Source organism: Planotetraspora mira, from assembly GCF_016863275.1.
Lineage (GTDB): Bacteria > Actinomycetota > Actinomycetes > Streptosporangiales > Streptosporangiaceae > Planotetraspora > Planotetraspora mira.
In genome coordinates this window covers 35,012-60,284 of sequence record NZ_BOOO01000001.1, presented here as the reverse complement: position 1 = coordinate 60,284, position 25,273 = coordinate 35,012, and the positions used below count along the sequence as shown (strand labels likewise).

Below are 25,273 nucleotides of genomic sequence, written 5' to 3'. Positions count from 1 at the left end.
ATGATCACGAATGCCATCGCGCCAGGCCAACGGCCCTGATGCCGAATCGGCGCATGATCACGGAAGATGTGGGCCCTGTTCGTCGGCCTGATCACCGAACCCGTGCATGATCACGAATACGATCGCGCCAGGCCAAGGGCGCTGACGCCGAATCTGTGCGTGATCACGGTCCGGCGGGGCGGGCTCGGCGGGCCTCCCGATAGCGGCGCACCCGGCGCAGGAGCAGCCAGGCGACCAATGCCAGAACCGCCATCGCCACGATGACGAGCACCGGCAGGAAGATCGCGATGAGGCTCATGCCCAGCGAACTCGCGTCCTCGACCGTGCTGACGACGGGGGCGCCGAAACCCGCCGTGGTCGCGTTGACGACGGGGCGGGCGCCCGACTTGACCAGATGGACGGCCAGGGCGACCACGATGCCGAGGACCCAGCCGACCGCCGGATGCTCGGCCATCCACGTCGATTCGTCCAGCCTGGCCGCGGCCGCGGTGGCGCTGAAGACCACGCCCCCGGATGCGGGCCGTACGGCCGTCTGGATGATGTCGTTGACGTGGTCCACTACGGGGACCTTGTCGAGCACGAACTCGGCGACCAGCAGCACCCCGATGACCGCCAGGACCCAGCCGTTGGACAGCCATTCGTAGCCCTGCGGCAGCCGTACGGCGTCGGTGAGGTTGGCGAGCAGCCCGACGACCATGAGCGGGATGTAGGCGTTGAGCCCCGCCGCGGTCGACAGGCCGAGCCCGGTCAGCGCCGCGAACATCGGCATCTCCTTCTGCTTCGCCACGTAATCGGGCGCCACGTGGCCGTCGCCATCCGGTCAGGCGAAGACATCAACGGACGGACTTCCCTGCACGTCCCCGAAACGGGTGACGATATGCGAACGCCGGACCGGGCTCACCCGGCCTCGGCGACGGTCGGCCGGGTCGCCGGCGGGCCCGGCCGGGCGGGAGCCGTACGAGCCTCGCGGAAGTCCTGCGGTCCCTCCGGGAGAACCGGCAGGAGGGGGCTGTGCCACCCCCGCTCGGGGGAGTGCCGGCGGACGATCTTGGCGGGGACGCCCGCGATCACGGAGTGGTCGGGGAACTCGCCGCGGACGACGGCGCCGGCCGCGACGACCGACTGGCGGCCGATGCGAGTGCCCGGCAGGATGATCGCCCCCGTCCCCAACCACGAGCCCGAGCCGATCGAGACGGGATTGTTGCGCGGCCACTGCCGCCCGATGGGCGTCTCGGGATCGTCGTAGACGTGGTTCTGGTCGGTGATGTAGACGTACGGGCCGGTGAACACGTCGTCGCCGACGTCGATCGACTGGTGCCCGACGATGTGGCTGCCCCTGCCGATGGAGCAGGCGCGGCCGATCCGCACGATCGAGTCGGGACCGAGGTCCACGCCGGGGCCCATTCCGGCGGAGATCGAGACCCTTTCCCCGATCAGCGTGTGGTCCCCGATCTCGATCCAGGCCTCACCGAAGATCGCGCCGAGCGGGAACGACACGCACGCTCCCTCGCCGAGATGACGGAACCGGTAACCCCCTGTGGAGCCGGGGCTGAGAGCGGCCGCCTCCCGCAGGTAGGCCCATGTCCGGTGGGCCAATCGGCCCACGGCGCGCTTCACGATCGACATAACGGGACAAGGTACCTCCTGGTCGCGCCCTTGACCATGGTGGGTTCGCGCACGTAGGGGCACCAATCATGCAAAGCGTTTGATAATCTGAGAGCCCGTGGCATGGCGGTCGCCGATTTGGCGGCCGAGCAAAGTCAACGACCACGGGAGCCCTTCTTGCGCAGCGACGCCCACTCCAGGCCAACACTGACCAAGCATCTGTTCGTCACCGGCGGCGTCGCCTCCAGTCTCGGCAAGGGGCTCACCGCCTCCAGCCTTGGCCGCCTTCTCAAACTGCGGGGCCTGCGGGTCACCATGCAGAAGCTCGACCCCTACCTCAACGTGGACCCCGGAACGATGAACCCGTTCCAGCACGGCGAGGTGTTCGTCACCGACGACGGCGCGGAGACCGACCTCGATGTCGGCCACTACGAGCGTTTCCTCGACACCGAACTGCACGGCTCGGCCAACGTGACGACCGGCCAGGTCTACTCGAACGTGATCGCCAAGGAGCGCCGCGGCGAGTATCTCGGCGACACCGTGCAGGTCATCCCGCACATCACCAACGAGATCAAGGACCGCATCCGGAGCATGGCCGGGCCGGACGTCGACGTGGTCATCACCGAGGTCGGCGGGACCGTCGGCGACATCGAGTCGCTGCCCTTCCTGGAGGCCGTCCGCCAGGTGCGCCACGAGGTCGGCCGCGACAACGTCTTCTTCCTCCACGTGTCGCTCCTGCCGTACATCGGCCCGAGCGGCGAGCTGAAGACCAAGCCGACGCAGCACTCGGTGGCCGCGCTGCGCAGCATCGGCATCCAGCCCGACGCCATCGTCTGCCGGTCCGACCGGCCCATCACGACCTCGCTCAAGCGCAAGATCAGCCTGATGTGCGACGTGGACGAGGACGCCGTGGTGTCCGCCGTGGACGCGGCCTCGATCTACGACATCCCGAAGGTCCTGCACACGGAGGGTCTCGACGCGTACGTCGTCAGGCGGCTCGGCCTGCCCTTCCGCGACGTGGACTGGAAGGAGTGGGACCAGCTCCTGCACCGGGTGCACCGGCCGGCGACGGAGGTCACGATCGCGCTGGTCGGCAAGTACATCGACCTGCCCGACGCGTACCTGTCCGTCACCGAGGCGCTGCGCGCGGGCGGCTTCGCCAACGACGCCCGAGTCAACATCCGCTGGGTCAAGAGCGACGACTGCGAAACCCCCGAGGGGGCCGCGCGTGAACTCGACGGCGTGGACGGCGTGCTCATCCCCGGCGGCTTCGGCGTGCGCGGCATCGAGGGCAAGGTCGGCGCGGTGCGCCACGCGCGCGAGCAGAAGATCCCGCTGCTCGGCATCTGCCTCGGCATGCAGTGCATGGTCATCGAGGCGGCGCGCAACCTCGCGGGCATCGCGGACGCGGGAAGCACCGAGTTCGACCCCGACACGGCCGACGCGGTGATCTCCACGATGGCCGACCAGGAGGACGTCGTCTCCGGCGACCGCGACATGGGCGGCACCATGCGGCTCGGCCTCTACCCGGCCGCGCTCACCGAGGGCTCCCTCGCCCGCCAGCTGTACGGCAAGCCCAGGGTGGAGGAGCGGCACCGCCACCGCTACGAGGTGAACAACTCCTTCCGTGACCGGCTGGAGAAGATCGGTATGGTGTTCTCCGGGCTGTCGCCCGACGGCCGGTTGGTGGAATACGCCGAGATGGCGGCCGACCAGCATCCCTTCTTCATCGGCACCCAGGCCCATCCCGAGTTCCGCTCGCGGCCGACCCGGGCCCACCCGCTGTTCAAGGGACTGGTTCAGGCGGCCCGGGTGTACGCCGACGTCCGTGAGACCGTTGCGAAGGCAGGCCGCAGCAAGTGAACGTGGAAGACTCCGCGGAGTCCTGGGAGATCACCGGCTCGCAGGAGCACTTCTCCGGGCGGGTGATCTCCGTGCGCACCGACGCGGTGCGGATGTCCGACGGTTCGGTGGCCAAGCGTGACTACGTCGTCCACCCGGGCGCGGTCGCCGTGCTCGCCCTGGACGACGACGACCGCGTGCTGCTGATCCGCCAGTACCGGCACCCGATGCGCCGCCTGCTGTGGGAGCTCCCCGCGGGCATCCGCGACGTGCCGGGCGAGCCGCTCGTGGACTGCGCCGCGCGCGAACTCGCCGAGGAGGCCGCCTACCGGGCGGGCACCTGGCACACGCTGGTGGACCTGTACACCTCGCCGGGGATGAGCGACGAGCGCATCCGGGTCTTCCTCGCGCGCGACGTCACACCCCTGTCCGACGAGGAGAACAAGTTCGTCCGGCGGGACGAGGAGATCGACATGCCGGCGATCTGGATCCCCTTGGGAGCCGCGGTGGACAAAGCCCTGTCGGGGATGATCCACAATTCTCCGGCCGTCGCCGGTATTCTCGCCGCGTACGCCGCTTCCGCCGACGGTTTCAAGGGCCTTCGTCCCGCCGACGCTCCGGAGGCATGAGTCCGTAGGGGGACGTCCTGAGCGAGCCGGAGGCGGTGCTGTCCAGCTACCTCGCGCACCTGGCGGTGGAGCGGGGTCTGGCTGCCAACACACTCGCTTCCTACCGCCGCGACCTGCGCCGCTACCTCGATCATCTCGCGGCGCAGGGGGTCGATTCCTTCTCGCGGATCACCGAGTCCGACGTGGTCGCCTTCCTTGCTTCACTGCGGGAGGGCGACGCGGAGCACCCCGCCCTGGTCGCCAGTTCGGCGGCCCGGGCGGTGTCGGCGGTGCGCGGCCTGCACCGCTTCGCGGTCCGCGAGGGCGTGACCGGTCACGACCCCGCGCACGAGGTCCGGCCGCCGCGCCAGCTGCGCAGGCTGCCGAAGGCGATCACGGTGGCCGACGTTGAGCTTCTCATCGCGGCCTCGGGCCCGGAGGACGCGCCGCTGACCCTGCGCAACCGCGCGCTCCTTGAGGTCCTGTACGGCACGGGCGCGCGGATCTCCGAGGCGGTCGGGCTGGCCGTCGACGACGTCTCCCCCCGCGAGGAGCCCGATCACGACCAGGTACGGCTGCGGGGCAAGGGCGGCAGATCGAGGATCGTCCCGCTGGGCCGGTTCGCCCGGGGGGCCCTGGACGCCTACATGGTCCGGGCGAGGCCCCAGATCGCCTCTCACGGCCGGGGGACGCCCGCGCTGTTCCTCAACGCCCGGGGGGGCAGGCTGACCCGCCAGGGCGCCTGGGAGGTCCTCCAGGCGGCAGCGGAGCGGGCGGGTCTTTCTGGTGTTTCTCCGCATATGTTGCGGCATTCATTCGCAACCCACCTCCTTGACGGAGGCGCCGACGTTAGGGTTGTCCAAGAGTTGCTGGGCCATGCGTCGGTCACCACGACGCAGGTGTACACACTTGTGACGGTCGACAGGCTCCGTGAGGTCTACGCCGCCGCCCATCCCCGGGCGCGGCACTGAACGCATTTGGTTCCGCGCGCAATATGGCGTTGAATATCGCGGGCCCCTGGCGCGCCGCCTTGCCGCAGGGGGTCCTACGCTCTAAATTCGATCAGGTTCGGTCCATCAGGGAGGTTCGTCAGTTGACTGCGACCACAGATGCGACGTGGACCGCGGGGAATCCCGGCGGTGAGATCGGGCCGACCGGTCGCCCCCGCCCCGTATTCCCGGAGCCGATAGCGCCGGAGACGCACGGTCCCGCGCGGATCGTCGCCATGGTGAACCAGAAGGGCGGCGTCGGCAAGACGACCACCACGATCAACCTGGGCGCCGCGCTTGCCGAGGTGGGCCAGCGGGTGCTGCTCGTGGACTTCGACCCCCAGGGCGCCCTGTCGGTCGGGCTCGGGATCGACCCGCGGCCGCTTGAGTCGACCATGTACGACCTCATCATGGAGGAGCCGGACGTCACGGTCGACGACGTGCTGCTCAAGACCTCCGTCGAGGGCATGGATCTGCTGCCGAGCAACATCTTCCTGTCCGGCGCGGAGATCAGGCTCGTGAACGAGGTGGCGCGCGAGTACGCGCTGCAGCGGTCGCTCGAGCCGCTCCTGCCGCACTACGACATCATCCTCATCGACTGCCAGCCGTCCCTCGGACTGCTCACCGTGAACGCGCTGACCTGCGCGGACAGTGTGATGATCCCCCTGGAGTGCGAGTTCTTCGCCCTGCGCGGCGTCGCGTTGCTGATGGAGTCGATCGGCAAGGTGCAGGAGCGCCTGAACAAGGACCTCGAGATCGACGGCCTGCTGGCGACGATGTACGACCCGCGGACGCTGCACGCGCGGGAAGTGCTGCAGACGATCATGCAGGGCTTCGGCGACAAGGTCTTCCATACCGTCATCAACCGGACGGTGCGGTTCCCCGACGCCACCCTGGCCGGCGAGCCCATCACCCAGTTCGACCCGGGTTCCATGGGTGCCACCGCCTACCGCGAGCTGGCTCGTGAGCTGCTCGTCCGGTGGCCTTCGCGGGTCTGACGTCACGCGCGGTTCCGAGCCCCCGCATCGGGACCGCACGCGTCGGGTCCTGCCTGGCTCGGCCGGCCCTGCCCGGGCCGAGGCGCCCCAGAGGCGGAGCACCTCAGCCCGGCGCTCCGCAGACCACGTCACCGGATGTCGGGCGTGGCCGTACGGGGCGGTTCGCTCGGGGCCCGCATGCCGCCATGGCGGCCCGGTCCTCCTGAGCGGCTTGATCAGGACTGCGTGCCGCCGGGGCCGTCGAACAGCGCGCTGTAGTTGCCCACCAGCATGGCGCTGCCCTTCACCGCAGAGGTCACGTCGGGTCCGGCCAGCTTCGCGACGCCGTCCTCACCGGGAATCCAGCTGGCGCCCTTCTCTGGGCCGAGCGGCACGACGATGATGGGTGGCAACGGCTGCCACGTGCCGAGCTCACCCTCACCGGTGATCAGCGTGCGGAGGTTTCCGGCGACCAGCTGTCCCTGGTAGGTCGCGCCACCGGCCGTCTTGCGGTCCGCGTCGGTGATGTCGCCGATCGCGAACACGCGCTCGTGCCCGATCACCTGCAGCTGCCCGTCGACGCGGAGGTAGCCCCTCTCGTCGCGGGTCGCTGCGAGGGAGCCCGTCAGGTAGCCCGACTCCGGGGTGAGGCCGAAGCAGCGGAACCAGATGTCCGCCGTCAGCTTGTCGCCGTCCTCGGTGGCGATCGTGATCTCGCCGAACGTGGCCGGGGCGGTGTCCGGCAGCTCGCTCAGGGGGCTGCCGAGTTTGACCTCGACGCCGATCTCGTCCAGCTGGCGTCGCAGCTCGTCGCGCAGTGACTGGTCGAAAGGGCCGGGCAGGACGTCGGATGCGATGTCGACGATCGTCACGTGCTTGTCGGGGAAGAACGCCTTGATCTCACCCGCGAGCTCCAGGCCGGTGGGGCCGGCGCCGACCAGCAGCACCCGCTCGGCGCGGAGGAGCTCATCGTGCGCTCCCCGGAACCTGGCCTTCGCCGTCTCCGCGTCCGGCGCGTCGGTCTTGGCGGGGAAGGGGTAGGACGAGCCGGTCGCCAGGATCAGGTAGTCGGGCTCGAGTTCCCTCCCTGAGGCAAGGGTGACGCGCCGGCCGTCGACGGTCACGGCGCGATCGTGCAGGAACCGCCCGTGGGTCAGCAGGCGGTCGTAGGGCATGAAGATCTGTTCCAGCCAGACGGGCTCGACCAGGGCGCGCCATGCCGCGACGTTGTGCACGAAGATCTCGCTGGCGTCCACGAGGGTCACGTCGGCGACGTCGTCGAGGCCCTTGGCGGCGTTGACCCCGCCGTATCCGCCGCCCACGATCACGACGCTCGGGCGCCCGCCGGTGTTGTCGGTCATTACGCTTATCCTCACTCGGTATTTAGGGGTGACACTGCGAAGACTAGCAGCTAGGAAAGTCGAAGTGGCAAGCAACCGGCTAGGATGGGCTCCGTGACCTCCGAACCCCCCTCACCCGCCGAGGTGGAGTGCTGCGAGCGCGGTGATGCCGCGTTGACGCGAGCCTTCTCGGTTCTGGGGAAGCGCTGGACCGCCGTGGTGCTGGGTTGCCTACGCCCGGGTCCCGCCGGATTCCGCGAGCTGTCGCGTGCGATCGGGGGAGTGAGCGATTCGGTGCTCTCCGACCGCCTGTCGGAGTTGGCCGAGGAGGGACTCGTCACGCGCACCGTCTGTGAGGGACCGCCCGTCACGGTGTCGTACGAGTTGACCGAGCGGGGCCAGGCGCTGATGCCCGCGCTGGACCAGGTCGCCCGCTGGGCACGCGAGAACCTTCTCGCCGAAACGGTGTGAGCGACCCGGTTCCTCCGGAGATCGCCGTGACTGAGTTTCCGCCGGTGTCGTGTTCCGCTGTGGACCGGTGTCGTGACTCGCCGTGAAACGGCGAGTGCCGTGCTGGGCTGTCGCCCGGCGCGGCACTGTTCATGTTCTGACGAACTCAGAGTGGCGGCGTGTGATTCACGAAGGCCGTGCAGTTCGCCGGGTACGCCGGAGGCCCACCGGGCGCCCCGGGGGCGAAGAAGCCACCGAGAACCGGGGTCGGGATGCCGATCGCACACACCGTCTGCGCGATCTGACCGGTCGAGGTCTCCACCGTCACGGGCCGCCGGGACCCTGCGGACCGCCGGGGCCGCGTGGCCCGGGCGGGCCCTGCGGGCCTCTCGCGCCGCCGCCGTCGAAACCGTCGCCGCCCCTGCAGCGCCGCCTGTTGCATCCGTCGTCTTCGTCGTCGAGCATTCGGGTCAGATGCCGTGAACTTTCGGCAATACGAATGACGTTGCGCGCTGCGCGAGGGTTATCGAAGTCACCTCGTGACTGGAGGGAAATCGCGCCTTGCGCGCTGATTACGGCACTCGCCGGTGTCTGGCATGAGAGAGCAAGAATTGCGCCGATTGCCGTCGTCGCGACCCCCAACGCCCGGATGCTCCTACCGGAACCAGGAGTGGAAGCGCGCCTGTAACTACTAGAAGTCATCGCGTTCCATGTCGTTCGTGATTCGAGAGAATCAAATCCATGAACCGCTACAGCGGCTGCGAACAAGGGGTATCCGGCCATAGTCGCGACAATGCGCCTTCTTCGTTAACAGGGCATAAATGGGTTCGTCAACGATGAGAAATTGTCCAAATTATTCGAGTTTGCTCGGCGCTTTCCGTGGAGAATGCTTGAGTCGCAAGTCTTAATTCATTATAAGAGGATGTCACTCCCATTATGTCAATTAAAGGAGTGTACTACTGATTTAAGGCCTATCGGAGCCCGGCAATGAGCCGGATTTGGCGAGTTCTGGTCTTTTTATCCAGTGATGAGATGTCTGAATAACCCGCATGGAGTTGTTGGTCGTGAAAGGGAAAGTTTTTCGGCCGGTGCAGGCCGTGGAGACGGATTCCCCAGGCCTCCGGCAGCGGTCCCCCGTGTGAGGGACAATGAGAGGCGTGATCGAGCAGGAGACCGAGCGGGAGAGCCCGGCGCAGGAAGGCTTCCAGGTGCATCTGGACGTCTTCGAGGGCCCGTTCGACCTGCTGCTCGGCCTGATCTCCAAGCACAAGCTCGACATCACCGAGGTGTCCCTGCACAAGGTCACCGACGAGTTCATCGCGTACATCCGGTCACGGGGCCCGGAGTGGGACCTCGATCAGACCAGCCACTTCCTTCTCGTCGCGGCGACGCTGCTCGACCTGAAGGCGGCCAGGCTCCTGCCCACCGGCGAGGTGGAGGACGAGGAGGACCTCGCCCTGCTCGAGGCCCGTGACCTGCTGTTCGCCCGCCTCCTCCAGTACCGGGCGTACAAGGAGGTCGCCAAGATCTTCTCCGGCCGGATGGCGGAGGAGGCTCTGCGGTTCCCGCGTGCCGTGCCCATGGAGAAACGGTTCGCCGACCTGCTGCCCGAGCTCGTCCTCGGCATCGGGCCCGAGCAGCTGGCGAAGATCGCGGCGAGGGCGTTCACGCCCAAGGCGCCGCCGTCCGTCTCGGTGAGCCACATGTACCAACCGCTCGCCAGCGTGCGCGAGCAGGCCGCTATCCTTGTCGAGCGGCTGAGGCGGGTGAAGAAGGCCACCTTCCGGGCGCTGACGGCCGACTCCGCGGGGACGTGGGAGACCGTCGCCCGCTTCCTGGCCGTCCTGGAGCTCTTCCGGGAGGCCGCGGTCTCCTTCGAGCAACTCGAGCCCCTGGGCGACCTCTACGTGACGTGGACGGGCGCAGACGACGGCGACGTCTCCGTCGGGGACGACTACGACGAGGGCAAGGGCGGCGGCACCGGCGAAGCCGGGGACGAAAAGGCCGCCGACGGGCCGGATGAATGACCCGGGAGGATCGGGCGCACGCGGGCTCCGCATCGGCTCTCCGGACGACGATCGCGACGAGGACGGCGATCCTCCGGCACGATGAGCACAGGACGCGCCGCACGATGATCAGGGTGAGCCCTCGACAGGACGTCGAGGGGCGAGCCACGGCAGGATGATCAGGGCGGGCCGCGGCACGATGGACATGATGAACACGGTGGACCTCCGGAACGACGAACGAGGAGTTATGGAACGCAGCGACGCCCCCGACCCCGTCGGCCGCGAGGCGAACGTGCCGGACGAGCCCGACGGCGCTCCCGGCGTGGTCGGTGACGTCCAGAGCCCGGTCGAGAACGTTCTGGAGGAGCCGGACGAGGCCCCAGGGGCGCCCGGGGACGACCAGGACTCCGCCGGCACGGGGCCGAGCCTCAGCATGGCGCTCGAGTCGATCCTCATGGTGGTCGACGAGCCCGTGGCCGACGTCACGCTCGCCCAGGTCCTGGAGCGTCCGACGAACGAGATCACTACGGCGCTGCGCGAACTGTCCGCGGAATACACCGCCGCCGGAAGGGGTTTCGACCTCCGGGAAGTGGCGGGCGGCTGGCGCTTCTACACGCGCGCGGAGTGTGCTGCGCTGGTGGAGCGGTTCGTCAGGGACGGCCAGCAGGCCCGGCTGACCCAGGCCGCGCTGGAGACGCTCGCCGTGGTGGCCTACCGGCAACCGGTGAGCCGAGCCAGGGTGGCGGCAGTCCGTGGTGTGAGCAGCGACGGCGTCATGCGGACGCTGCTCGCGCGAGGCCTCGTCGAAGAGGCCGGGGTCGACCCGGAGAGCCAGGCAGTGCTCTACCGGACGACCAGTTACTTCCTGGAGAGACTGGGGCTGAAGGAGCTCGGAGAGCTTCCTGAACTCGCCCCCTTCCTCCCGGACAACGTGGAAACCCTAGAGGAGCAGAAGTGAACAGCAGGCCTACCCCGTCCGGTGATGGACGCGGTCGAAGCCGGAACACCGGTCAGCGCGGAGGAACCGGCGGGTCCGGTCGCGGTGCCGGAGACGCGAGAAGAGGGTCGGGAGACTCGCCCAGAAGCGGATCGGGCGGCGGATTCCGGAGCGGATCTCAGGGTCGTCCCCAGGGCGACAGGCGCGGAGGCTCCCGCTCGGACGCCGGTTCCGGCTACCGGCCGGACGCCGGATCCCGCCGGGACGGAGGCCCCCGCTCCGGCGACACAGGTGACCGGGGCGGCTCCGGCGGCTCGTACGGCAGGCCCGGCGGCGACCGGGACCGCTTCAGGAGCGGCGACCGCGACTCCTTCCGAGCCGACCGCGGCGGTTCACGCGGCGGGTACGGCCGGCCGGATGACACTCGCTCGGAACGCGGCGAGCGCCGCCCGGACGACCGGGGCGGACGGAGCGACGACCGCGGTTTCAGCCGTGGCTCCGGCTTCGGCCGTGGGTCGGGCCCGTCTGACCGTGGTTTCAGCCGTGGGTCTGGTCCGTCTGACCGTGGTTTCAATCGTGGTTCTGGTGGGTCTGATCGTGGGCGCGATGATCGTGGCTTCGGCCGTGGGTCTGGCCCGTCCGATCGTGGTTTCAATCGTGGGTCCGGTGCGTCCGATCGTGGTTTCAGTCGTGGGTCCGGTGCGTCCGACCGCGGCTTCGGCCGTGGTCCTGGCGCGTCTGATCGTGGGCGCGATGATCGTGGTTTCAGCCGTGGGTCTGGTCCGTCTGACCGTGGCTTCAATCGTGGTTCTGGTGGGTCTGATCGTGGGCGCGATGACCGTGGCTTCGGCCGTGGGTCGGGCCCGTCCGACCGCGGCTTCAACCGTGGTCCTGGCGCGTCTGATCGCGGATCCGACCGCGGCCGCGACGACCGCGGCTACGCCCCGCGTCGCGACGACGCCCGTGCGGACAGCCGGGACGGCGGACGTGACCAGCGTGACTGGCGTGGTGACCGGCGTGACGACGGCCGCCCCTCCGCACAGGGCAGGCCGGCATTCCGCGCCGACCGCGGTGGCGCCCGCACCGGATATGGCCGTAAGGACGACCGGTCCGACGACGTTCAGACGATCGGCGGTGACGGTGCTCGCGGTCAGGGTGCTCGCGGTGAGGGTGCTCGCCGTGACGGCGCCGGCCGGACCGGTGGCGCCGAGCGTGGCGGCTCGCGAGGCCGTTTCGGCAGGGACAGCTCGCGCCGTGACCTGCGTGGTGGAGGCTCCGGTGCGCCGCGCGGGGGCAGGCCCGAGGCCAAGCCGTACGGAACACGGGGTGGCGCCCCTGCGGGAGGAGCCCGCGGTGGCGGGGCGGGGAAGGCCGGCGACAACCCGTTCAAGACCTCCCGGCAGCCGCTGCGCGACCCGGACTTCTACGACAAGGACTACGTCGACGAGCGCGACACCACAGAGGTGCCGGGCGGCGAGCGGCTGCAGAAGGTCCTCGCCCAGGCCGGCATCGCCAGCCGCCGCGCCTGCGAGGAGATGATCGGCGACGGCAGAGTCACGGTCGACGGCCAGGTGGTCCGCAGGTTCGGGGCGCGGGTCGACCCGGTCAAGCAGGTCATCCACGTCGACGGCAAGCGCATTCCGACCTCGCCCGAGCTCGTCTACTACGCGCTGAACAAGCCGATCGGCGTCGTGAGCACGATGGAGGACCCGGACGGCCGTCCGTGCCTCCAGGACTACGTCCAGGACCTCACCACGCGGCTGTTCCACGTGGGACGGCTGGACACCGAGACCGAGGGCCTGCTGCTGTTCACCAACGACGGGGAGCTGGCGCACCGCCTGACCCACCCGAGTTACGGCGTGCAGAAGAAGTACTGGGCCAAGGTTCCCGGTCCCGTCCCGCGCGACCTGCACCGGGTGCTCCGCAAGGGCATCGAGCTCGAGGACGGCCTGGCCAAGGTCGACGAGTTCAACATCGTCCAGGAGCACGGCCAGCAGGCGCTCGTCGAGATCATCCTGCACGAGGGGCGCAAGCACATCGTCAGGCGGCTGCTCGAGGCGTCCGGTCACCGGGTGATCGACCTGGCCCGCATCGAGTTCGGCCCGGTCAAGCTGGGCCGTCTCAAGCCGGGCACGATCCGGACGCTGACCGTCCAGGAGGTCGGCGACCTCTACTCGGCGGTGGGCCTCTAACCTGGCCCGTCCGGCGGCGAACTTCGCGAGTCGGGCACAATGTCCTGGGAGGTCACAGTGATGGGCGCGGTGGACCGCGCCCGTCTCTCCAGACTGGTGGGAGGGGAACGACATGGTCCGGGCCGTCCGCGGAGCCATCCAGGTCGACGGCGACGATCGGAACTCGATCATCGCGGGGACGACCGAGCTGGTGACCGCGGTGATGGAGCGCAACAGGCTCACGACCGACGACGTCATCAGTGTGATCTTCACGGCGACGCCTGACCTGACCGCGGAGTTCCCCGCTCTCGCGGCGCGCAAGCTGGGGTTCCACGATGTGCCCCTGCTGTGCGCCTCGGAGATCGCCGTGCCGGGCGCGCTGCCGCGGGTGGTGCGCCTGATGGCTCACGTGGAGACCGACCGCCCCCGCCAGGACATCCAGCACGTGTACCTGCGGGGCGCGGTCGCCCTGCGGGTGGACATCGCCCAGTGACCGGCGCGGCCGTCCGCCCGGACGAGAAGGCACGCTAGGACGACGAGGACCATGACTCCCATCGAGGGTGCGACGATCGGCAGCGTTGTCGTCGTCGGAACCGGGCTGATCGGCACATCGATCGCCCTCGCGCTCCGCCAGCGGGGGGTGCGGGTCTTCCTCGCCGACCGCGACGCCGCGGCCGTACGGCTCGCGCGGGAGCTCGGCGCGGGGGAGGAGTGGCCGTCCGACCGCACCGTGGACCTGGCGATCATCGCCGTGCCCCCGCGGTACGTCGCGCAGCAGCTGCTCGACCTGCAGAAGAACGACGCGGCCAGGGTCTACACCGACGTCGCCAGCGTCAAGGTCCTGCCGCTGGGCCAGGCCGTGCAGCTGGGCTGCGATCTGTCGACCTACGTGGCCGGGCACCCCCTCGCGGGGCGGGAGCGGTCGGGGCCCGCGGCCGCGCGAGCCGACCTGTTCCTCGGCCGACCGTGGGCCCTGTGCCCGTCGGCGGAGAACACAGCGGAGGCGCTGGAGACGGTCCAGGAGCTGGTCACGCTGTGCGGCGGGAACGCCGTACGGATCGGCGCGGAGGAGCACGACCGGGCCGTCGCGGTCATCTCCCACGCGCCGCACGTCACCGCGGCGGCGGTGGCCGCGCGGCTCTCGGAGGCGTCGGACACCGCGCTCGGCCTGTCCGGGCAGGGCGTCCGGGACGTCACGCGCATCGCGGCGGGTGATCCGTCGTTGTGGACCGGGATCCTGGCGGGCAACGCCGTCCCGGTCGCCGAGGTCCTGGAGGCCGTGGTGGCCGACCTTTCCGCCGTGGCCGGGTCGTTGCGCGCGTTCGCGGGTGAGGGCACGGCCGTCGGCGGAGTCACCGAACTGCTCGAACGCGGCGTCCGCGGGACCGGCAGGATCCCCGGCAAGCACGGCGGCCCCGCCCGCACGTACGCCGTCGTCCAGGTCGTCATCGGCGACCGCCCCGGCGAGCTCGCCCGCCTCGTGCAGGCGGCGGGGGAGACCGGTGTCAACATCGAGGACATCCGGCTGGAGCACGCTCCCGGACTGCCTCTCGGCGCGGCGGAGCTGTACGTCCAGCCGGAGGCGGCGGCCGCGCTGGCCGACGGCCTGCGCGAGCGTGGCTGGCACCTGCCCGTCTGACCCTCGCGCCGTCCGCCCCTGGCCGTCCCCGAGCTACGCCGGGCGTGGGACCTCGGCGGGCCTGGCGGCGGGAGGGGCCGCGTGACCGCCTCCGTCCGTCCCGTGCCGGCGCCACCAGCGGGCGAGCGGCGCGGGCGCCCACCACGCCCACCGGCCGAGCAGCCGCATCGTGGCGGGAACGAGCAGGGCGCGCACGACGAAGGCGTCCACCACCACGGCGATCACCAGGCCCACCCCGGCCATCTTCATGAACGCGATGCCGGACAGGGCGAACCCGCCCACCACCACGGCCACCAGCAGGGCCGCGCTCGTGATGACGTGGGCGGTCCGCTGCAGCCCGAGCGCCGTCGACTCCGCCACGTCACCCGTGCGGTCGTACTCCTCCCTGACCCGTGACAGCAGGAACACCTCGTAGTCCACGGCGAGGCCGAAGGCGATCGCGACGATCAGCACGGGGAAGTTCACGTCCACCGCGCCGACCGCTTCGAGTCCCAACAGGCCGTCGAGCAGGCCGTCCTGGAAGATGAGCTTGATCGCGCCGAAGGCGGCCCCCAGTGAGAGCAGGTTGAGCAGCACCGACTTGATCGGCAGCACCACGGAGCCGAGGGCCAGGAACAGGACCACGAACGACACCGCGGTCGCGAACAGCGCCATCCACGGCAGCCGTGAGATGACCATGTCGACGATGTCCGCCCGGGAGGCGGGCATGCCGGTGAACGACGTCGTGCTCCCCTGTGGCGGGGCGACCGCGCGGAGGTCCTCGACCATCCGCCGGGCGTCGCGGGACATCGGGTCCATCGAGTATCCAAGGGTGATCCTCGCCTGGCCGCCGGCGGTCCCCGTCACGGCCGCCCCCTCGATCCCCGGCACCGCGTCCAGGCGGGCGGCGTAGGCGTCGAGGGCGGCCGGGCCGGCGGGCAGGGGCGACTCGACCACGGCCGTGACCAGCTTGCCCGGGTCGGCGGCGAACCGCCCCGCCATCTCCTGGGTGACGACCCGCGCGTCGGCGCTCGACGGCAGGACCCAGTCGCCGGGACGCGCCCAGTTCACCCCGAGGAACGGCAGGCCCAGGGCGCCGAGCACGACGACGATGGCGACGGTGTTCCGCAGCGGGCGCCGCATGACGGCGTGGGCGACGCGGTACCACCGCCCGGACGCCGGGTCGGCGGTCCTGATCCTGGCCGGGTTGAGCCGCGACCCCATGGCGGTGAGCAGCGCGGGCAGCACCGTGAGCGAGGCGAGCACGGCGACGAGGACGGTGCCCGCGCCCGCGTAGCCCATGGACGACAGGAACCGTGACGGGAACAGGGTGAGTCCCGCGAAGGACACGGCCACCACGGCGCCGGAGAACGCGATGGTACGGCCGGCGGTCGCCATTGTCCGTTCGACCGCGGTCTCCACCGTGGCGCCCGCCGACAACTCCTCGCGGAACCGGGTGACGGCCAGCAGCGCGTAGTCGATGGCCAGGCCCAGGCCGAGGATCGTGATGACCTGGATGGCGAAGGTCGAGATGTCGGTGAAGAAGGTGACGAACCGGAGCAGCGCCAGCGAGCCGAGAGCCGCGGTGAGACCGACGATCAGCGGAAGCGCGGCGGCCAGGAGACTTCGGAAGATCACGACCAGCAGGAGCAGCAGGATCGGTATCGAGACGGCCTCCGCGATCGCCAGATCGCGCAGCGTCAGCCTGTTCACCTGGTCGGTCATCGCCGTGGCGCCCCCGAACCGCACCGTGAGGCCGTCGGCCCGGAAGCTGTCCTGGATCTTCCTCAGCTGCAGGACCCGCTCCTGGTCGTCCGCCGACCGCAGTTGCACCGCGGCGTACGTCGCGCGCCTGTCCTCGGACACGTACGAGGCGGAACCCGTCGACCAGTAGGAGTCGAGCCGGGTGACGTCGCCGCGGGGCACGCTCTCCAGAGCCCGCTGAACGGGGCCGGCGAAGGCCGGGTCGTCCACCGTGAGGCGGTCGCTCTCATAGAGGACGACCACATCGTTGGCATGACGGCCGAGCGGTCCCGCGAGCAGCCTGTCCGCGTGCGCCGACGGGCTGCCCGGGTCGTCGAAGCCGGCGCCGCCGCCGAGGCGGCCGAAGACGCCGGTTCCCCAGACCGCCGCGAACGCGACCAGCAGCAGCGTCCCCACCATGATCCATCGGCGGCGCCTGCCGGCGAACCTGCCCAGAGTGCCGAACATGAAGACCTCCTTATTTGGATAGTGGAAAGTGATGCTATCCATTTTATGGATAGTGACGCTATCTGCCTTGTGCGTCAAGCCGTTGAGTTCCGCACCCGCGTGGCGGCCGGTCCTATCCTGGGAACACGCGCTGAGGGAGAGGGACGATGAGGATCGCTGAGCTGAGCAGGCGCACCGGCGTTCCGATCCCCACGATCAAGTACTACCTCCGGGAGGGGCTGGTCCCCGCCGGGGAGCGCACGGGCCCCAATCAGGCCCAGTACGGCGAGGCGCACGTGAAGAGGCTGAAGCTGGCCCGCGCCCTCGTCGAGGTCGGCGGCCTGTCGATCGCCTCGGCGCGCGAGGCGCTCCGGCTGATGTTCTCGGCGGGGCTCTCCGAGCTCGACACCATCGGCAAGGCGCAGTACGCCATGACCCCCGCGAGGGAGTACATGGAGGACGAGGCGTGGGACGAGGCCGTGGCCGAGGTGGACGAGCTGATCGCCAAGAGGGGCTGGCGGGTCAAGCCGGCCAATCCGGCCCGCAGGACGCTGGCCGACGCGCTCGCCACATTGCGACGGCTGGATCAGGACGACTACTTCGAGCTGCTGGACTCCTACGCGGAGACCGCTGAGCGGCTCGCGGCCGACGAGATCGAGACGGTCACGCGCCGGGGGGATGTCGACAGCGTCGCCGAGGCCGTCGTGGTGTGGACGGCGGTGGGCGACACCGTGCTCGCCTCCCTGCGCAGGCTCGCTCAGGAGGACAAGTCCACCCGGCTGCTCGAGGGCTCCTGAAGAGCCGACGCGAGTCCCGTTTCCCGGGACTCCCGCCGGGTGCCGGCCACTCTCCGATGCGTGGTTACACGCCGAATCCCGGTAGCCTCAGGGTCGACAGCTCGAAGGGGCGTAAAGCAAAGGAGAGACCGTGTCGGGTCTGGTCGTCGCCATGGATGGCCCTTCGGGGTCCGGCAAGTCGAGCGCCTCACGCGGTGTCGCGCGCGCGCTGGGCCTGCGCTACCTGGACACGGGTGCGATGTACCGCGCGGTCACCTGGTGGATGCTCCAGCAGAAGGTCGATCTGGCCGATCCGCAGGAGATCGCCGCACGCTCGGGCGAGCCGTCCCTGATCATGAGCACCGACCCGGACGCACCGGGCGTGTCCGTCGACGGCGTCGACGTGAACGGCCCGATCCGCGGCCCCGAGGTCACCGGCGCCGTCTCCGCGGTGAGCGCGGTCCCCGAGGTCCGCCGCCGGTTGGTCACCCTTCAGCAGGAGATCATCGCCGAGTCCCTGCCCGCTGGGGGCATCGTGGTCGAGGGGCGCGACATCGGCACCGTCGTGGCCCCGGACGCGCCCGTCAAGGTCTATCTGACCGCGAGCGCCGACGCCCGCGCGCAGCGCCGTACGGCGGAGCTGACCGGCACCACGGTGGAGACGCAGAAGGCCGAGATGGCGCGGCGGGACACGCTGGACTCGACCAGGAAGGCGGACCCGCTGGCGGCGGCGGCGGACGCGATTGAGCTGGACACCACACCGTTGACCTTGGACGACGTGATCGCCGAGGTCCTGCGGTTCGTCAAGGAGAGAGCCTGATCCTCTCCGGGATCGGGAGAGGAAGCGATGGGCAGGGACGTGACGGGGGAGTACCGGGACGAGAGCGGCTGGGTCGAGGCCGAGGCCGGGGAGTTCGACGAGTTCGAGTTCACCGATGGTGAGACCGAGTTCTCCGACGGCGAGACCGGCGAGGAGGCGGGACCCGATGCGGGCCCGCTCCCCGTGGTCGCGGTGGTCGGCAGGCCCAACGTGGGCAAGTCCACGCTGGTCAACCGCATCATCGGCCGTCGTGAGGCGGTCGTCGAGGACGTTCCGGGTGTGACCCGCGACCGGGTGACTTACGAGGCGACGTGGCGGGGCCGCCGCTTCACGCTGGTGGACACCGGCGGGTGGGACCCGGATGCCACCGGCATGGCGCTGCGCATCGCGGAGCAGGCCCAGATCGCCGCCGAGCTGGCCGACGTCGTGCTGTTCGTGGTGGACGCCAGCGTGGGCGTGACCGACTCGGACGAGGCCGTGGGAGCCGTGCTCCGCCGTTCGGGCAAGCCTGTGGTGCTCGCGGCCAACAAGGTCGACAACCAGCTGATGGAGCTGGAGGCGACCGGGCTGTGGTCGCTCGGCCTGGGAGAGCCGCAGCCGGTCTCCGCCCTCCACGGCAGGTCCAGCGGCGACCTCCTCGACGTGGTGCTCGACGCGCTGCCCGAGACCCCGCCGCAGACCTTCGGCGAGCAAAGAGGGCCGCGCAGGATCGCGCTGCTGGGCAAGCCCAACGTCGGCAAGTCGTCCCTGCTGAACCGGGTGGCGGGGGAGGAGCGCGTGCTGGTCGACCCGGTGGCGGGCACCACGCGCGACCCGGTCGACGAGCTGGTCGAGCTGGGCGGCAGGACCTACCGCTTCATCGACACCGCGGGCATCCGCCGCCGCGACAGGGAGCTGAAGGGCGCCGACTTCTACGCGGCCATGCGCACGCGGGCCGCCCTGGAGCGGTCGGAGGTCGCGGTCGTCCTGATCGACGCCTCCGAGGTGCTGACCGAGCAGGACCTTCGCATCATCGGCCTGATCATCGAGTCGGGCCGGGCGATGGTCGTCGCCTTCAACAAGTGGGACCTCGTCGACGAGGACAGGCGGTACTACCTGGAGAAGGAGATCGACCGCCAGCTCGTCCGCACGCCCTGGGCGCTGCGGGTCAACATCTCCGCCAAGACCGGCCGCAACGTCGAGAAGCTCGTGCCGGCCATCGAGAGGGCCCTGGATTCGTGGGGGACGCGCGTCCCGACCGGCCGGCTCAACCAGTTCTTCACCGACCTGCTGCGGGCCACGCCGCCGCCGGTGCGCTCGGGCAAGCAGCCCAAGATCCTGTTCGCCACGCAGGCGTCGACCGAGCCGCCGAAGTTCGTGCTGTTCACCTCGGGCTTCCTCGAGGAGACCTACCGCCGGTTCCTCGAGCGGAAGCTCCGTGAGGAGTTCGGCTTCGCGGGCTCGCCGATCGAGGTGACGATGAAGATCAGAGAGAAGCGCAAGAAGAAGTAGGGCTCCGTCGGACATTCGCGCCCGCGGGAAGGTGCCGGTTCCACGTGGGGAACCGGCACGGCCCATCTGCGGGAGCGCATTCGAGGGGCCTCGCATCCGAAAATCGGCTTATCACTATCATTTCGCCATGACCAAGTCCGAACATGTGCGCTATGGGGAGATGATGACCGGCGACGTGCAGTTGTCAGGCCAACCCGGGGATGAGACCGAGGACCGCACAAGCCGGCTCGTCATCGAGTCGTACCAGATGGCGTACAAGTCTCGGTTCGGCGAGGGTATTCGCCTGATGCTGATGGACGCCGCGGCCAAGAACATGGTCGCCTGGTATGACGGGTTCAGCGACCCCGCGCATCCGGCGCCGGTCGCCTGGGTGGGGGCACACCACAGCACTCATATCCCCGATGTGATTCACCAGCACTGGTCGATAGAAACCAGCCTTGCCAACGGGCAGTTGCACACCCGGTTCTCCATCGATTACGGCACGGACCTGGCACAGGTTCTGTTCAACAGGTCTGATGTCCTGTTCAGCGCGTCCGAGGGAGGGAAATTCCGCATCGGGATATCGCCGGACAAGCAGAAGGTGATTCCGCGGGATTTCGTGTTCGGCACCGGTGGCCTCGGTGCCGACAGCGAGCGGCGCTGGGTGCTCCGTTGCGACACCGCCCCGGAGACCGGCGGCGACAGAGGCAGCCATCTGCGCCTGCTGCGCTACTCCGACGAGGGACGACTGATCGACGCGCCCATTTCGGTGCACCGCAACAACGGCCACGTCGGCATGGGGACGGAGGACACCGGGGTCGCGCGGGTCACCGTGAAGCACGAGATCACCGCCTTGCGGCTGATCGGTTCGGCGTCGTCCACGACCTCCGGGCTGCTGCGGCTGGAACCCTCCCACCCGTCCGGCGTGGCTGTGGACATCCGCCCGGACGGCGCCACGGTGTCTCCGTTCACCGTGAACGGCAACGGACGGCTGCGCACGACCGATGACGTCGAGGTCGCCGACCCCGCACGCGGCGTGGTGCTGACCTCCCCGAACGGCAGCAGGTGGCGGGTGACCGTGGACGACGCCGGGAGACTGCAGACGAAGCCGGCATAGGGCGCAGCCGGCGGCGCCGACCGGGTTCCGCGAGGAGACCCGGCGGCGCATCCGGAGAGAATCCCGGCGTCGCCGATCGAGGTCACGATGAAGGTCGGGGAGAAGCGAAGAAGAAGTGCGAGACGAAGTAGGGTATGCCCTACCAGGAACATTCCCGGACACGGGATCGATCGGAGATCGCCGGCTGCCTAGCGTGGGAGACATGCGAAGACTTCTCTCCCGACTCGCCGGGGACACGGTTTACCTCCTCGTCGGGTTCCCCCTCGCGAGTATCGCGTTCTGCCTGATGGTGTTAGGTCTGTCCGCGGGTGCCAGCCTGCTGGTCTTCTGGCTGGGCGTGCCGGTCCTGGTGCTGACGGCTCTCGTGGCACGAGGGCTGGGCGACATCGAGCGGCTGAGGATGCGCGGGGTCCTGGGTATGGACGTGCCCCAGCCCCGCTACCCCCGGTCCCCGGCCGAGGCGGGATGGTTCCGCAAGATGCTGTCGCCGCTCGCCGGCGGGCAGCCGTGGCTCGACATCCTGCACGCCCTGGTGGTGTTCCCCGTCGCCATCGCCACGTTCTGCGTGATCGTCATGTGGTGGGGGACGGCGATCTTCGGGGTCACCTACCCCGTCTACGGCTGGCTCCTGTCGAACATTCCGGGCAACGAGGGGCTCCCCGAGCTGCTCGGGTTCGACCGGGGCTACGTGAACGACAGCATCTTCTACGTGGGCATCGGTCTCCTCGCGGCGCTCACGCTGTACCCGGTCGTCCGCGGCTGCGCGCTGGTGCAGGCGTCGCTCGGCAAGGCGTTGCTCACCGGCGTCGCCCAGCTGCAGGAGCGCATCGAGGACCTGACCGAGGGGCGCAACGCCGCCGCCTACGCAGAGGCGACCGCCCTGCGCAGACTGGAGCGGGACATCCACGACGGGCCGCAGCAGCGCCTCGTCCACCTGGCCATGGAGTTGTCCCGCGCGCAGCGCGAGCTGGAGAAGGACGCGGCCGCGGCCCAGTCGACCATCGGCAAGGCGATCACCGCCACCAGGGAGACGCTGGACGAGCTGCGCGCGCTCTCGCGCGGCATCGCGCCGCCTATCCTGGCCGACCGCGGCCTGGTTCCCGCGCTGGCCGCCCTGGCGAGCCGCTGCACGGTCCCCGTGGAGCTCGACGTCCAGACGGAGGAACGGTTCCCCGCGCTGATCGAGAACACCGTCTACTTCGTGACGGCCGAGGCGCTCACCAACGTCGCCAAGCACAGCCGGGCGGAACTGTGCACGATCACGCTGATGAGAATCGGCGACAGCCTGATGCTCACGATCGGCGATGACGGGGTCGGCGGCGCGCACGTCGCCAAGGGACACGGGTTGTCCGGCCTCGCCGAGCGGCTGCGTGGGGTCGACGGCGAGCTGGCCGTACGGTCTCCGGCAGGCGGGCCCACTTCGATCACTGCGGAGGTTCCGTGCGGGTAGTCGTCGCCGATGACGCCGTCCTGATCAGGGAGGGCCTGGTACGTCTGCTCGAGGAGTTCGGCTGCGAGGTGGTGGCGGCCGTGGGCACGGGCGACGACCTCGTCGAGGCCGTCGCCGAGCACCGCCCCGACGTGTCGGTGGTCGACGTGCGGATGCCGCCGACGTTCACCGACGAGGGGCTCAGGGCGGCCGTCGAGGCACGGAGAAGGATTCCCGGGGCTCCTGTGCTGATCCTGTCCCAGTACGTCGAGGTCTCCTACGCGGACGACCTGCTCGCCGACGCCAGGGGCGCGGTCGGCTACCTGCTGAAGGACCGCGTCGTGGACGTGGAGGAGTTCATGGAGGGGCTGCGCAGGGTCGCGAGCGGGGGGACGGTCTTCGACCCCCAGGTCGTCGCGCAGCTCATGGTCCGGCGCCGCCGGGGCGACCCGCTCGCGTCGCTGACCCCGCGCGAGCGTGAGGTCCTCGAGCTCATGGCGGAGGGCCGGTCGAACCCCGCCATCGGCCGCCGCCTCGTCGTCACCGACGGCGCGGTGGAAAAGCACATCCGCGGCATCTTCACCAAGCTCGGGCTGCACGCGGAGGACGGCGACCAGCACCGGCGCGTCCTGGCCGTGCTCGCCTACCTGCGCTCCTGAGCCGCCTTCAGGCCTGAGCCGTCCTCAGACCTGAGCCGTCCTCAGCCCTGAGGCGTGCTCCGCGGCAGGGCGAGCGCCGCAAGCACGCCGATCGCGCACAACACCGCGGTCAGCAGGAAGATCTCCGAGTATTCGACGTGCAGGGCGGCCTTGACCTTGGTGGTGTAGTCGGCCAGCCTCCTGGTGAACTCGGCGGCGTCCACCCCCATCGGAAGCGGGGTGTCGAGGTCGGCGGTGAGCGACTGGAACCGGTGGAAGCCCCATGCCGTCAGCGCCGCCACTCCGAGCAGCATCCCCATCATCCGCGCCACCACGACCGCCGCCGACACCACGCCGTGCTGTACGGCCGGCACGACCCGGAGCGCGGCCGACGAGACGGGCGCGATGACGGCGCCCAGGCCGAGGCCGGCGATGACGAGGTCGAGGTCCACCCGCAGGCCGGCCGTCGCGAGGTCGGCGGGCCAGCGGGAGATGAGCACGTAGCCGGCGGTGGCGACCGCCATCCCCGCCGTCGCCACCACGCGCTCGCCGAACCGGCGCGTCAGCATGCCGCCGAGGAACGCGGCGACCGCCAGCGCGGCCAGGAAGCGGGTGAGGACGAGCGCGCCCGACACGGTGTCCCTGCCCATGAGCGTCTGCGCGACCAGTTGGACGTCGACCAGCGTGACCAGCAGCGCCGCCCCGGCGAGGAAGCTCACCCCCAGCGTCGCGAGCAACGGACGCCGGGGAATCCCCGTGAGGTCCAGCAGGCGGACCGGCGAGCGGATCTCCCAGGCCACGAACAGCGCCGCCGCGACGACTCCGGCCGCCACACACGGCAGGCCCCAGGGCGGCAGGACGGACGCGTCCGGCGACGGGTTGTAGAGCCCCGCGACGAGCAGCCCGAGGGCGAGCGCGAGCAGGACGGCGCCCACCACGTCGACCCGCACGGCGATCCTGTCCGTCCTGTCCGTCCCGCGTGGCCCGGCGGGCACCGCGCGGTGCACCGCGACCGCGGCGAGCAGGGCGAGGGGGACGTTGATCCAGAAGATTCCGCGCCAGCCGACGAGCGCCGCCACGCCCGCGCCGTACAGGGGACCGAGGACGCTGCCGAGCTCCTGCGCGGCGCCGACGGCGCCCAGGGCCACCGGCCGGCCGCGCTCGTCCCACAGGTCGCCGATGAGGGCCATGGTGATCGGAAGCAGCGCGCCGCCCGCGACGCCCTGCAGCGTACGGCCGGCCACGAGGCCGGGCACGCCCGTGGACAGCGCGGTGATCACCGACCCGGCGGCGAATCCGGCCAGGCAGGCGTGGATCAGCACGCGCCTGCCGTACCGGTCGGACAGCTGGCCGAGCAGCGGCATCGCCGCGATGTAGCCGAGCAGGAACCCGGTCACGATCGGCGTCGCCCGCTCCAGGTGGTTCAGCGGCACACCGGCGTCCCCGGCGATGTCGGTGAGGACGGTCACCACCACGTACGCGTCGAGCGCCGCGAGCAGCACCGCGGCGCCGCCCACACCCAGCACGACGCGGCGGTTCTCCACAGTGGTCATGAGGCGCTCACGAGGAGGGAGGTGTGATGGTCACGGGAGCGTCGTAGTCGTCGAGGCTCACGGTCACACTGCCGCCCGTCATCGGCAGGTCGATCTTCAGCAGCCGGCTGGAGGCCTTGTCGATCCACACCGTCCCGTTGACACCCTGCTGGATGCCGGGGACGAGCTTGACCAGCGCCTGCTGGGGGAGTGTCACCGCCACCCGGTAGGCGTCGGAGTCGCCGACCTTCTCCGCCGCCTCCGATCGGGCGTCCTGCGCCGCCGCCAGCAGCTGTGGGACTCCGGTGAGCACGGCCGAGGGGTCGTAGATCGCCGCCAGCTGCTCGCGGGTCATCGTCTGGTAGCCGCCTGTCGGGCCCTTGAAGTGCACCGTGCTCCCGGACACGATGAACTCGAGCTCCTGCAGACCGCCGAAGTCGATCTGGAGCGAGCCCTTGGCGTCGCCCCCGCTTGTGAGACTGCCCTCCGCGTGCTTGACCGGCACGGCGGGGCGGTCCTTGGTGTCGATGGTGAAGGCGACTGTCTTGACCGTCTTCATCGCCTCGGCGGACTTCTTGAGCAGATCGGGCCCGCTCGGGACGGCGGCCTCGCTGTTCGAGCCGCAGGACGTCACGAGGAGGAAGGCGGCGGCCACGGCCAGCCAGACGATTCTTCTCACAGGCGGATCGTAGCGATCGTCACGTCAGCGGCGCGCGATTGCGACATATCGGTTCGGCACTTCCCGGAGCCGGGCGTCG

General features: G+C 70.0%; 22 protein-coding genes. 16 read left to right on the top strand and 6 right to left on the bottom strand.

Annotated elements, in window-relative coordinates; translation table 11 throughout:
- Window positions 1-163 precede the first annotated feature (163 nt).
- Both Pmi06nite_RS00290 and Pmi06nite_RS00285 read right to left on the bottom strand, forming a co-directional pair.
- Window positions 164-802, bottom strand: a complete 639-nt coding sequence (locus tag Pmi06nite_RS00290; protein ID WP_239113407.1) for a DUF4126 domain-containing protein — start codon at window positions 800-802, stop codon at window positions 164-166.
- Window positions 803-897: 95 nt separating this feature from the next.
- Complete coding sequence (locus Pmi06nite_RS00285; RefSeq protein ID WP_203950728.1) at window positions 898-1,626, bottom strand: acyltransferase; 729 nt, start codon at window positions 1,624-1,626, stop codon at window positions 898-900.
- A 102-nt stretch (window positions 1,627-1,728) separates the two neighbouring features.
- Between Pmi06nite_RS00285 and pyrG the strand changes: the two genes are divergently transcribed.
- The 4 genes from pyrG (at window position 1,729) to Pmi06nite_RS00265 (ending at window position 6,042) form a co-directional block, all read left to right on the top strand.
- Window positions 1,729-3,468, top strand: a complete 1,740-nt coding sequence (pyrG, locus tag Pmi06nite_RS00280; protein ID WP_275409527.1) for a CTP synthase — start codon at window positions 1,729-1,731, stop codon at window positions 3,466-3,468.
- Between the two features lie 2 nt (window positions 3,469-3,470).
- Window positions 3,471-4,076, top strand: coding sequence for an NUDIX domain-containing protein (locus Pmi06nite_RS00275; RefSeq protein ID WP_239113406.1), 606 nt, complete (start codon window positions 3,471-3,473; stop codon window positions 4,074-4,076).
- 35 nt (window positions 4,077-4,111) lie between these two features.
- The gene (locus Pmi06nite_RS00270) at window positions 4,112-5,026 is read left to right on the top strand and encodes a site-specific tyrosine recombinase XerD (RefSeq protein WP_239113405.1); all 915 of its coding nucleotides are present in this window, start codon (window positions 4,112-4,114) and stop codon (window positions 5,024-5,026) included.
- A 122-nt stretch (window positions 5,027-5,148) separates the two neighbouring features.
- Complete coding sequence (locus Pmi06nite_RS00265; RefSeq protein ID WP_373317230.1) at window positions 5,149-6,042, top strand: ParA family protein; 894 nt, start codon at window positions 5,149-5,151, stop codon at window positions 6,040-6,042.
- Window positions 6,043-6,257: 215 nt separating this feature from the next.
- On the opposite strand, the gene Pmi06nite_RS00260 is transcribed toward Pmi06nite_RS00265, so the two are convergent.
- Window positions 6,258-7,382, bottom strand: coding sequence for an NAD(P)/FAD-dependent oxidoreductase (locus Pmi06nite_RS00260; protein WP_203950726.1), 1,125 nt, complete (start codon window positions 7,380-7,382; stop codon window positions 6,258-6,260).
- A 93-nt stretch (window positions 7,383-7,475) separates the two neighbouring features.
- On the opposite strand from Pmi06nite_RS00260, the gene Pmi06nite_RS00255 reads away from it, so the two are divergent.
- The 6 genes from Pmi06nite_RS00255 to Pmi06nite_RS00230 all read left to right on the top strand — a co-directional run bounded on the left by Pmi06nite_RS00255 (window position 7,476) and on the right by Pmi06nite_RS00230 (window position 14,564).
- Window positions 7,476-7,832: a winged helix-turn-helix transcriptional regulator gene (locus Pmi06nite_RS00255; RefSeq protein WP_203950725.1), complete on the top strand. Its 357-nt coding sequence runs from the start codon at window positions 7,476-7,478 to the stop codon at window positions 7,830-7,832.
- Window positions 7,833-8,959: 1,127 nt separating this feature from the next.
- Window positions 8,960-9,838 (top strand): segregation and condensation protein A, encoded by an 879-nt coding sequence (locus Pmi06nite_RS00250; RefSeq protein ID WP_203950724.1) that lies wholly within the window; start codon window positions 8,960-8,962, stop codon window positions 9,836-9,838.
- Between the two features lie 412 nt (window positions 9,839-10,250).
- Window positions 10,251-10,775, top strand: coding sequence for an SMC-Scp complex subunit ScpB (scpB, locus tag Pmi06nite_RS00245; protein ID WP_203950983.1), 525 nt, complete (start codon window positions 10,251-10,253; stop codon window positions 10,773-10,775).
- 1,442 nt (window positions 10,776-12,217) lie between these two features.
- A complete protein-coding gene (locus Pmi06nite_RS41680; RefSeq protein WP_239113403.1) occupies window positions 12,218-12,946 on the top strand; it encodes a pseudouridine synthase in 729 nt (242 codons plus the stop codon).
- A 112-nt stretch (window positions 12,947-13,058) separates the two neighbouring features.
- Entirely contained in the window at window positions 13,059-13,418 is a 360-nt protein-coding gene (gene aroH / locus Pmi06nite_RS00235; RefSeq protein ID WP_203950722.1) for a chorismate mutase, read from the top strand.
- Window positions 13,419-13,469: 51 nt separating this feature from the next.
- Window positions 13,470-14,564, top strand: a complete 1,095-nt coding sequence (locus Pmi06nite_RS00230; protein WP_203950721.1) for a prephenate dehydrogenase — start codon at window positions 13,470-13,472, stop codon at window positions 14,562-14,564.
- Between the two features lie 33 nt (window positions 14,565-14,597).
- Here Pmi06nite_RS00230 and Pmi06nite_RS00225 read toward each other — a convergent pair whose 3' ends face one another.
- Complete coding sequence (locus Pmi06nite_RS00225) at window positions 14,598-16,754, bottom strand: MMPL family transporter (protein ID WP_203950720.1); 2,157 nt, start codon at window positions 16,752-16,754, stop codon at window positions 14,598-14,600.
- A 146-nt stretch (window positions 16,755-16,900) separates the two neighbouring features.
- Here Pmi06nite_RS00225 and Pmi06nite_RS00220 point away from each other — a divergent pair, with 146 nt between their 5' ends.
- The 6 genes from Pmi06nite_RS00220 to Pmi06nite_RS00195 all read left to right on the top strand — a co-directional run bounded on the left by Pmi06nite_RS00220 (window position 16,901) and on the right by Pmi06nite_RS00195 (window position 23,004).
- Entirely contained in the window at window positions 16,901-17,530 is a 630-nt protein-coding gene (locus Pmi06nite_RS00220) for a MerR family transcriptional regulator (protein WP_203950719.1), read from the top strand.
- A gap of 130 nt (window positions 17,531-17,660) precedes the next feature.
- A complete protein-coding gene (gene cmk / locus Pmi06nite_RS00215) occupies window positions 17,661-18,329 on the top strand; it encodes a (d)CMP kinase (RefSeq protein WP_308442475.1) in 669 nt (222 codons plus the stop codon).
- 27 nt (window positions 18,330-18,356) lie between these two features.
- Window positions 18,357-19,820, top strand: coding sequence for a ribosome biogenesis GTPase Der (gene der, locus Pmi06nite_RS00210; RefSeq protein ID WP_203950718.1), 1,464 nt, complete (start codon window positions 18,357-18,359; stop codon window positions 19,818-19,820).
- Between the two features lie 127 nt (window positions 19,821-19,947).
- Window positions 19,948-20,916 (top strand): hypothetical protein, encoded by a 969-nt coding sequence (locus Pmi06nite_RS00205; RefSeq protein WP_203950717.1) that lies wholly within the window; start codon window positions 19,948-19,950, stop codon window positions 20,914-20,916.
- 202 nt (window positions 20,917-21,118) lie between these two features.
- On the top strand, window positions 21,119-22,366 hold the full coding sequence (locus tag Pmi06nite_RS00200; protein ID WP_203950716.1) for a sensor histidine kinase: 1,248 nt from the start codon (window positions 21,119-21,121) through the stop codon (window positions 22,364-22,366).
- Entirely contained in the window at window positions 22,357-23,004 is a 648-nt protein-coding gene (locus Pmi06nite_RS00195) for a response regulator transcription factor (protein WP_203950715.1), read from the top strand. Before Pmi06nite_RS00200 ends, Pmi06nite_RS00195 begins: the two co-directional genes overlap by 10 nt.
- Window positions 23,005-23,045: 41 nt before the next feature.
- On the opposite strand, the gene Pmi06nite_RS00190 is transcribed toward Pmi06nite_RS00195, so the two are convergent.
- On the bottom strand, window positions 23,046-24,536 hold the full coding sequence (locus Pmi06nite_RS00190; protein ID WP_203950714.1) for an MFS transporter: 1,491 nt from the start codon (window positions 24,534-24,536) through the stop codon (window positions 23,046-23,048).
- A 7-nt stretch (window positions 24,537-24,543) separates the two neighbouring features.
- Window positions 24,544-25,194: an LppX_LprAFG lipoprotein gene (locus tag Pmi06nite_RS00185; RefSeq protein ID WP_203950713.1), complete on the bottom strand. Its 651-nt coding sequence runs from the start codon at window positions 25,192-25,194 to the stop codon at window positions 24,544-24,546.
- Window positions 25,195-25,273: the final 79 nt, after the last annotated feature.